7 protein-coding genes and 1 pseudogene are annotated in these 8,079 nt (G+C 40.8%); 3 read left to right on the forward strand and 5 right to left on the reverse strand.

All coding sequences use genetic code 11. The features are described 5' to 3' along the window. The first annotated feature begins 661 nt into the window (after positions 1-661). Both I4641_RS18205 and I4641_RS18210 read left to right on the forward strand, forming a co-directional pair. On the forward strand, positions 662-4,117 hold the full coding sequence (locus I4641_RS18205) for a plasmid replication protein, CyRepA1 family (RefSeq protein WP_229642004.1): 3,456 nt from the start codon (positions 662-664) through the stop codon (positions 4,115-4,117). A gap of 42 nt (positions 4,118-4,159) precedes the next feature. Continuing rightward, a pseudogene (locus I4641_RS18210) lies at positions 4,160-4,414 on the forward strand (DUF1016 N-terminal domain-containing protein); the annotation flags it as partial. 115 nt (positions 4,415-4,529) lie between these two features. On the opposite strand, the gene I4641_RS18215 reads toward I4641_RS18210, so the two are convergent. After that, positions 4,530-5,486: a tyrosine-type recombinase/integrase gene (locus I4641_RS18215; protein ID WP_229642006.1), complete on the reverse strand. Its 957-nt coding sequence runs from the start codon at positions 5,484-5,486 to the stop codon at positions 4,530-4,532. Positions 5,487-5,758: 272 nt separating this feature from the next. Between I4641_RS18215 and I4641_RS18220 the strand changes: the two genes are divergently transcribed. Then, positions 5,759-6,628 (forward strand): hypothetical protein, encoded by an 870-nt coding sequence (locus I4641_RS18220; RefSeq protein WP_229642007.1) that lies wholly within the window; start codon positions 5,759-5,761, stop codon positions 6,626-6,628. Between the two features lie 54 nt (positions 6,629-6,682). On the opposite strand, the gene I4641_RS18225 is transcribed toward I4641_RS18220, so the two are convergent. The 4 genes from I4641_RS18225 to I4641_RS18240 are packed head-to-tail and all read right to left on the reverse strand — an operon-like array spanning position 6,683 to position 8,004. Then, positions 6,683-6,931 (reverse strand): hypothetical protein, encoded by a 249-nt coding sequence (locus I4641_RS18225; RefSeq protein ID WP_229642008.1) that lies wholly within the window; start codon positions 6,929-6,931, stop codon positions 6,683-6,685. Then, the gene (locus tag I4641_RS18230; RefSeq protein WP_019505891.1) at positions 6,931-7,116 is read right to left on the reverse strand and encodes a hypothetical protein; all 186 of its coding nucleotides are present in this window, start codon (positions 7,114-7,116) and stop codon (positions 6,931-6,933) included. The genes I4641_RS18225 and I4641_RS18230 overlap by 1 nt, the downstream gene beginning before the upstream one ends. 8 nt (positions 7,117-7,124) lie before the next feature. Beyond that, the gene (locus I4641_RS18235) at positions 7,125-7,502 is read right to left on the reverse strand and encodes a hypothetical protein (RefSeq protein ID WP_019505890.1); all 378 of its coding nucleotides are present in this window, start codon (positions 7,500-7,502) and stop codon (positions 7,125-7,127) included. Position 7,503: 1 nt separating this feature from the next. Continuing rightward, a complete protein-coding gene (locus I4641_RS18240; RefSeq protein WP_229642009.1) occupies positions 7,504-8,004 on the reverse strand; it encodes a siphovirus Gp157 family protein in 501 nt (166 codons plus the stop codon). Positions 8,005-8,079 lie beyond the last annotated feature (75 nt).

Raw genomic sequence — 8,079 nt, forward strand, 5'->3', positions numbered from 1 at the left:
AACAAATGCTAAGAACTATATATGGTGATACTTTTAGCTCCTAAACGCTTTGGGGTTATTCGGAATCGTTTTGGGGTTATTCGGAATCGTTTTGGGGTTATTCGGAATCGTTTTGGGGTTATTCGGAATCGCAATTTTTAGAAAAAGCCTTTTAAAGTAGGGCTTTTAGCAATTACGCATTTGTTTAGCAAGTGTTTAGGAACTCCCAAACATAGGTAGTTTAAGCATCTGGCAAAATGATAACTGTCTCATTTATTTCTTGAAGCAAATATGACTTTATTTAGACAGTTAATTTCTTTCAATTTATTTAGCTAAACAAAAAAAAGCCAAGACCCATTAATGCCGGCAAGCAAGTGTCTAAGCTCCTTTTTGTTTCTCTGAGTTGAGAAACGATATTTAATATCCTATTGAATATTGTATCTCGAATTATTCAGAGTTGTACAGCGATCGCCAAATTTTTGTAAACTCGACCGTTTTAAAGGTAATCTTCTGTAGAGTTTTTTTCAATGCAGATATTACTTCTAAAACTTTTTCAAGCATATTCTTGTATGCATATATTAAATATTGAATAAATACGGTCGTCTAAAAATTACGTTAGCTGTGAAAAAAGTTGGCTATGACATGGGTTCAAGGCTCCTCATAAAATATGGAGTCTCGATTAATGACGCAAACATTGCCACAACAACTTGCTGTAAAGAGTACGTTTTGTCAAAAACAATTACCAAATCAACTTACATCTGCCGAATACCAAGAACTTTATCGAGATAGTGGAATTCATCCCGATTTAATCGAGCTGAACTTTTTTCACTTGGAAGGAAATACAGCATTAGATCGCCTGTTCATTTCCGATAAACTTAAAAGAATTAACACAGGTGCGATAAGCTACAGCATCCTGAAACGATATCGTCATATTGAAGCAGGAGGTTGGTGGGTATCAGGGGTAGATGTCCTAAATAATTATTCTGACGATCTATACGGTCAGTTTAAACCCCTCCAACCCAGATTATCGGCAGATAAAGGGAAAACAATTAAATACGAGGGACCTCCTAAACACCCAACAGGGATAATTGCCTTAAAAGTTTCTCCACTTCTTTGGCATAGCGTAGCTCGCCTAAACAGAATTAAGCTATTTCTCTCTCCTTTAGCTCTCCGTCTTAGAGACCGCACCACCCCAATCTCATTCTGGTCATGGGTAATAAATAATCCTGAAGTTCCCTTAATCATTACCGAGGGAGCAAAAAAAGCAGCAGCTTTACTTAGTCTGGGTTATGCAGCGATCGCCTTACCTGGTATTTTCAACGGCTACCGCCAACCTAAAGATGAATTTGGGCGAAAAACAGGACCAGCTAAACTCATTCCCCAACTTCAAGTCTTTGCTACACCTGGACGTAAAGTCTATTTTGCCTTTGACAAGGATACCAAAGCCAGTACCATCGCCAACGTCAATAAGGCGATCGCCAAAACTGGTAAACTGTTTGCCAAAGCTGATGTTGATGTCAAAGTAATTAATTGGCAAGAGTCAGCCAAAGGGATTGACGATCTAATTGTCGAACATGGTGCAGAGGCATTTCATCAAGCTTACGATAAGGCATTGTCTTTAGAAACTTGGTTAGTCCGCTCCTCGGTTAGGTTGACTTACAAAGCTAATATTCAGGTTAATAGAAGATATTTGGGGTCTTTAGTTGAGGCAGAAGTGAGACTGGGAGACGAGGAGACTGGGAGTCCTAAAGGATTAGCTGGCGCGTCACGAGAAGACTGGGAGACGGCAAAAACTTCTCCAAGTCCCCAAGTCCCTATGTCCCCAAGTCCCCTCCACATTCCCAATACAGCTAAACTAATTGGCTTAAAATCTCCTAAAGGCAGCGGAAAAACTTATTTACTCGAACAAATAGTAGAACGAGCCATCAAAGAAGGAAAATGGGTACTGCTATTAACCCACCGCATCCAATTAGGTGAAGCTCTTTGCCAGAGAGTAGGACTTCCTTACCTAACCGAAATCAAAACTGTTGAATATGGAACTACTTTAGGATACGGATTATGTATTGACTCCCTACATCCAAACTCAGGAGCAAAGTTTAATGCTGACAACTGGGATGACGGAATAGTAATTATTGATGAAGCCGAACAGGTAATTTGGCATATGCTCAACTCAGCAACCTGTGCAAACGAGAGAGTTGAAATTTTAGCTCAATTCAAAACCTTAATTCAAAATAATCTTTCAGGCGACGGTCAAGTATATCTAGCCGATGCTGACTTATCCGATGTTGCTATCGACTATATTCGTTCTCTGGCAGGTTTTCATGTCGATCCTTTTGTCGTAGTAAACGATTGGCAACCACCTAAACAACAACGTTGGACAATACATAACTATGAAGATAAAAATTCCGCCCGTTTAGTCAGAGATCTGCTCAGTCATATCGAAGCTGGAGGGAAACCGTTTATTAGCTGTTCGGCTCAGAAACTTAAGTCCAAGTGGGGTACACAAAACCTAGAATCCTATCTTCAGCAAGAATTCCCCGATCGTAAAATCCTCCGCATCGATTCAGAAACAGTAGCAGACCCGTCTCATCCAGCCTATGGCTGTATTGCCCATCTAAATGAAATATTACCGAACTACGATCTGGCGATCGCTTCTCCTTCGATTGAAACAGGAGTTAGTATTGAATGCGAAAGGACGGATCGATGTCATTCAGAAGTTCCTCTGACATTTCAGTTATTGCTACAAGGAATCAAAACCAACTTAGGCAAAATCAAAAGCGTTCCTCATTTTGATTCAGTTTGGGCGATCGCTCAGGGAGTGCAAACTGTTGATTCCATTCGTCAAGCATTAGCCCGTATCCGCGCTTCGGTTCCTCGATATCTTTGGGCAGCTAAACGAGGTTTTAATAAATGTATGGTGGGTAATGGAGCTACCGTTAAAAAAGCTTTGATTGCCAGCACCAAAAATAAAGCCAGCAAGAATATTCGATATTTACAGCTTGCCGATACCTCTTTGTCAGACCTGGATCTCGATACTAACTTCCAACCAGAATCCTTAAACACTTGGGCAAAACGAGGTTGTTATATAAACCTCACCATGCAGAACTATCGCAGTTCAATTGTTGAGGGATTAATTGCGGAGGGACATGAAGTAACCGCTCCCCCCGAACTTAAAACAGAAGTTCTCAATTGTGTTACCGAAGTAGAAACACAATTAAAACATGTAGCCAAAACTAAATATCAAGCTGATTGCGCTCATGTAGCAGATGCACCCATACCTACAGACGCTCAATATCAGAAATTAAAAGACAAACGAGCCAAGACTAAATCAGAAAGATGGGTCGAACGTAAGGGCAACTTGGTCAGGCGTTATGGCAGCGATGTGCCCATTACCCCCGAACTCGTAGCAAAAGATGATGAAGGTTGGTACGGTAAAATACTCTCTCACTATTACCTTACCGTCGGTAGACAACATCTAATCGGGCGAGATTTAAAACAGTTAAGGGCGATTGCTTGTCATACCAAAAATCGTTTATGGCTGCCAGATTTTAATCGCAGTTTACTATCTACATCATTGCGACTGTTAGAAACGTTGATTATTGATTTACTTAAACCTGGAGTTGAATATAGAGGTAGCGATCCCAATCTTCAGTTGATTGCTGAGTTAGCTCATGCCAATAAACGAGAACTCAAAATCTTTCTAGGGTTGACCATAGTAGAATCAGACACACCGATTAAAATAGCTCAAAAATTATTGAGTCTGTTGGGATTAAAACTAACTTATATTGGTCGTTTAGGTTCGAGAGAGCAACGAGAAAGAGTTTATGTGTTTGAATCTCCGAGTGATGGTCGAGAAGAGATTTTTGCGAGTTGGCTGCAAAGAGACAGTGCCTTCACTCAAGTAGAATCTACTACAGATATTTATTCCGTGTCCACTATAGGGAAAGATAATAATTTATCTCCCCTGGTGGACAGAACAAGAGAAACAGAACATTCTATCCAACCAGGAACAATAGTTGAATGGTTGAAAGAAAAAGGAACATGGATCGTACAAGCTACTACTGGTATAGTTGCCAAAATCAAAGATACTTATGGCAAGGAAGTGTTGGTAAACTGCCAAGAATTAAAACCTTGCTAAAAGTGATAATAAACAATCGAATTGTTTGGAAACAGAAAAAACATGAGCGAATTAGATGCGGACAATTATGGACAACTACTGGGAGAGATAAAGCAACATATTCGTTCTGCTCAGTATGAAGCTCTCAAAGCAGTTAACCAAAAATTAATCGCTCTTTATTGGGAGATTGGCAAATCGATTGTAAATCGGCAACAAGGAGAAACTTGGGGCAAGTCGGTAGTTAAAAACCTATCTCAAGACTTACAGATTGAATTCCCAGGTATTAAAGGCTTTTCGGCTGCAAATCTTTGGCGGATGAATAGGAGTTGCCACCTATCGAATTGTTTCAACCCTACCTCAAGAATTAAAAGAGCAACTTCCCGCACCAGAACAAATAGCTAAGTTATTGAAGGGAATAGAATAAGTTTAGAGATTATCTGAACTTCAATCGCTTGACAGCTCGGCGTTTTCTGCCTTCACCACGACGGTCGTATTTAGCAGTAGTAGCAGGAGAAGCATGACCCGCTAATTCCTGTACCGTAAATACATCTTCCCCAAATTCTAAAAGATCGGAACAAAAAGTCCGCCGAAAATCATGGGGCGAAAAATGTTTGACTCCCGCACTTATAGCCCTAGCTTTGACTAACTTATATATCCCATCTCCATCTTCAGCAAAGTGACGCAGTGTCACTTTGCCACCTTTGTTAACGGGACAAATTAAAGCTCCTGGAGCATCGCCCCTTACTTCTAGCCAATCCTCAATCGTGGCGATCGCATCTCTTGTTAAATAAACTAGCCGAAATTTACCACCCTTACCCCGACGGATAGCTAATTCTCCAGTAATGATATCGAGGTCATCTAACTCTAATCTAACCATTTCCTGTCGTCGAATACCACCACAACGGAGAATGGCAATTACCGCAGCATCTCTTAGGGCAATTTCGTTTCCCTTTTCGTAACAACAATCGATCAAACTTTTTATTTCATCTGTAGTTAAAGCCCGACCCCTTAACTGACCAGTTCCCTTAACATTAGATATGTCTACTGCTTTGTGATAATCAGATGCCTCAATCAAATCCAAGCGATATGCGACCGTTAGTACCTGACGCAGAGCAACCAGCATTTTATTAGTGGTAGTTGGAGCAAGTCTCTGTTTGAGGGCAGTTCTCACGGCTGCGGTGTGATGGTAGCGTAACTTCGACCAATCTAAAGCAAAAGCATCGCATTCTCCTTCGGTTAATAGATGGGCGATCGCATTGAGCGAAGACAGCATCGTGCGACGCGACCCTTCTGAAAGCGAACTAAGGTAAACGGCTGCGGGATGAAGAGTAACGGGAACGGGTTCATGTAGCTTTAATTGTTCTGCTTGAGAATAGAGCAGATAACTCACAATAGACTTTTTACACTTTCTTAATCATTCTCCCATTTTGAGTTCGTTTGCGATCGATCTACTTTGCTAGTTTTGAATAAATACCGACAAATTACCTTTGCCCCTGAATAGGGGTTCACATTCTAGGGGAGGGAAATAGCTCTTGAGAATCGATGTTTACAAGAGCTATTTTGGCGATTGATACTATATTTTCATGCATTGAGTGTCCCTCGACATCTCTTTAACGGTGCTGAGAAGGTAAAATAATTTAAGCATCATCGGAGAAGCAATAGATGGCGCGCTCCAAAAAGCAATGGCGAAAGAGAAGAAAATCTTCGAGTAAAACTAGCGAACTAGCAGTATTACCCATCGCACCTCTTACTACAGAAGAAGAAGGCGATCGCTTACACTTGGAAAGAAAAGTCGAACGGGCATTTTACGAAGCTGGCATGGCATTAATGCAGTTACGCGACCGTAGGCTTTACCGCTCTACTCACGCTACTTTTGAAGATTACTGTCGCGATCGCTTTGATTATGTTCGCCGTCGTTCATATCAACTAATTGATGCTGCTAAAATATACAACAACTTGAGCGAAAAATGTGAACAAATTGTACACATTTTGCCAACTAGGGAAGGACAGGTAAGACCGATGAGTCAGCTAAATGCCGAAGAACAGGTATTAGCTTGGGAGACTGCTGTAGAAGAGGCTGGAGGTAAAGTACCGACGGGAAAGATTGTCAAAGATGTGGTACAGCGTATCAAGGATAAAAAGCGACCGCCAATAACTCTTCGAGTAGGAGAAGTTTGCTTTCTTATAGCTAAGGACAATCCCGAATTACGGGGTAAAAGTGGCTGCTGGTGTATTGTGAGCGAAGTCTATAAATTTAGCTGCTCGGTTGCTACTTGGGATAATGAATACATACTGCGACCAGAGCATCTTCAATCTTTAGAATATTCCCAGGATGAATGTAAGCAAATGGAGAATCTGGGCGTTCGTATGAGTGAGCTTCATCAAACGGGGAACTTGGATGAAGCCGCACTTTGGATTTTAAATGGTTTGGCAAAGCTTAAAACTCCCTATCTAACAATCTTAGAAGAAAAGCTGTTGGTACTTTTAGAACTTGAATATGGAACTGCTCTCGATAATACTGGCTCAGACTAGCCAGAGCGAGGATGAGTTTATTATCATTTAGCTTTTTCGAGACAATACTATTTATTAAAATCCCCAGGGAATCTTGTTGGGTTGGGAATTGGCGAGCTTTAGTTGCTCTAGACTATAGCCGTAATTAGTAATAGCCTGTTTGCCCTCGGCGATCGCACTTTTGGCTTCTTTAGCTAATTCTGCCATCATCTCTGGAGTCACTTGTCCTGACAGTTCGAGATGTTGAATTTTACGAGCGGTAACAATAGCGGGATTAATAGTTTCTGGACTACTGCACAGGTATTCTAGAGGAGATTGATTCATTATCCTTTTGTTCCTGCCTGTTTAATTATTTGAATTGGTTGACCTGATTCCCTCTGAATCTTGGCGTTGGCAGCTGCGGGAATGAAGGGGGATAAGACTTGTCGCAGTTTGTCATCATCTGCTGCAATTGCTGCATCAATAGGATATTCTTTGCCTTCAAAAACTACGGGAACTTTATCACTCATAGCTTGTACTAAAATAATTGAACTTGTTTGATAGTTGAGGTATTTGATTCGGTTGGTTCTACTTTGGTCTGAGAACTGGTTTTATTAGATTTAGTAGATTTTTGCTTACTGGTTTTGCTTTGCTTGACGCGAGCATGAAACTCTCGTTGGGGCAAGTCAGCTTTTAATTCTTCAAGCAAATCTGTAATTGGTTCGGGTAGATTAACCTGCGATCGCTTGACTATTTGAGTTAGAGGAATATCTTCATGGGTGCTGACAGCAATAGTACATTTAGCATCATCGTTAGTAGAATCTCCTGGATGCAATAGTATGACAATTTTGACTGTGCATTTATCTAAATTGTAAGGTTCTGGTTGTGGGGTTTTAGTTGTTGAAGAGTCTGTCATCTTAGGTAATATCCTTGCTTAATCCGTAAACTACTCGTTGTTTTTGAAATACTTCCGTACCTTCTACTTCAATGCCTTGTTTCCAAGCTTGAGTAATGGCTTTCTTATCTGGTTTGATCTCAACCTTTTCATACCGATATTCTTCTGGTAAATCCTCAGTCTGAATTAGTACCTGGCAACTTGGAGGATTATTTTGAATTTTGATAGTTCTAGATAAACCCTCTGTCTTATTAGCGATCGCTCCTGATTCATGGAGCTTGATGATGGTTCTGTCGATAGTTTCCTTTTTACTTTTAAGGCGTTCGATTGCTCGGTTATGAAGTTCGACTAGATGTTGTTTCCTGGCAGCGATCGCGGCAATTTCGGCTTCAATCTGTTCGGCAACATCTGCCACCGCATCAATAGCAACTTCCTGGTCAGATTTATGCTGTAGAAATGAAGCGGTTAAGATTTCGAGATCCGATTCATCTTTAGTTTGCTTGAGTAGATTCCATAATTCCACTGCTCTAGTTGAACTGTATTTGAACTGGTTGCGGGTTTTCTCTACTGAGTGAATTTATCTGGAAGGCTTAATCTA

The organism is Waterburya agarophytonicola KI4 (assembly GCF_020640915.1).
Classification (GTDB): Bacteria; Cyanobacteriota; Cyanobacteriia; order Cyanobacteriales; family Xenococcaceae; genus Waterburya; species Waterburya agarophytonicola.

Excerpts from the sequence above, each read along its gene's own strand:
- I4641_RS18220 (WP_229642007.1), top strand. The coding sequence starts at position 5,759 with ATGGCGCGCTCCAAAAAGCAATGGCGAAAGAGAAGAAAATCTTCGAGT.
- I4641_RS18205 (WP_229642004.1), top strand. The coding sequence starts at position 662 with ATGACGCAAACATTGCCACAACAACTTGCTGTAAAGAGTACGTTTTGT.
- I4641_RS18225 (WP_229642008.1), bottom strand. The coding sequence starts at position 6,931 with ATGAATCAATCTCCTCTAGAATACCTGTGCAGTAGTCCAGAAACTATT.
- I4641_RS18235 (WP_019505890.1), bottom strand. The coding sequence starts at position 7,502 with ATGACAGACTCTTCAACAACTAAAACCCCACAACCAGAACCTTACAAT.
- I4641_RS18230 (WP_019505891.1), bottom strand. The coding sequence starts at position 7,116 with ATGAGTGATAAAGTTCCCGTAGTTTTTGAAGGCAAAGAATATCCTATT.